Source organism: Rhodovulum strictum, from assembly GCF_009649175.1.
Classification (GTDB): domain Bacteria; phylum Pseudomonadota; class Alphaproteobacteria; order Rhodobacterales; family Rhodobacteraceae; genus Rhodovulum; species Rhodovulum strictum.
In genome coordinates, this window is the sequence record NZ_WJPO01000084.1 from 1 (window position 1) to 842 (window position 842).

1 pseudogene is annotated in these 842 nt (G+C 64.6%); it reads left to right on the forward strand.

The annotated features are described in order from the left end of the window. Window positions 1-73: 73 nt before the first annotated feature. A pseudogene (locus GH815_RS18725) lies at window positions 74-842 on the forward strand (IS5 family transposase); the annotation flags it as partial.

Genomic DNA, 842 nt, shown 5'->3' on the forward strand with positions numbered 1-842 from the left:
CTAGGTTCTGAACTCATAAACGGGCTTCCCCTTTGTTTGGGGCTGTGGTTCCCTTTCGGAGAGGGAGGTGGTCATGGCGCGTTTCGACCTTTCGGACTTCGAATGGGGGCTGATCCAGCCGCTTTTGCCGAACAAGCCGCGCGGGGTGGCGCGGGTGGATGACCGGCGGGTTCTGAACGGGATCTTCTGGGTGCTTCGGACCGGCTCGCCCTGGCGCGACCTGCCGGAGCGCTACGGCCCGCCGACCACGGTCTACAACCGCTTCAAGCGATGGGCCAAGGCGGGCGTCTGGGTGCGGGTCTTCGAAGCCCTCGCCGAGAGATCGCCCGACAGCCTGCTGCTGATCGACAGTTCCATCATCCGCGCCCACCAGCAGGCGGCGGCGAAAAAGGGGGGTCGGATCACACCCTCGGTCGTTCTCGTGGGGGATTGAGCACCAAGATCAACGCGATGGTCGACGCACGCGGCCTTCCCGTGGCGATCACCCTCTCGCCCGGGCAGGCCTCGGACAAGGCGGCAGTGGCGGGCCTGCTCGCCCTGCATCCGCGCCCGGGCGATGTGGTGGCGGATCGCGGATACGATGCCCGCGCCGTTCTGGACCTGATCGAGGCACATGGCGGGCGCGGCCATATCCCGACCCAGCGCGACCGCAAGATACAGCGCTCCGTCGACCCGGCGATCTACCGAAAGCGCAACCTGATCGAACGCTTCTTCAACAGGATCAAGCACTTCCGAAAGATCGCAACGCGATATGAAAAGACCGCCAGAAACTACCTCGCCGAGATCCTCATCGCATCATCACGCCTCTGGATGCGCCATTATGAGTCCGCATCCTGGGCCGC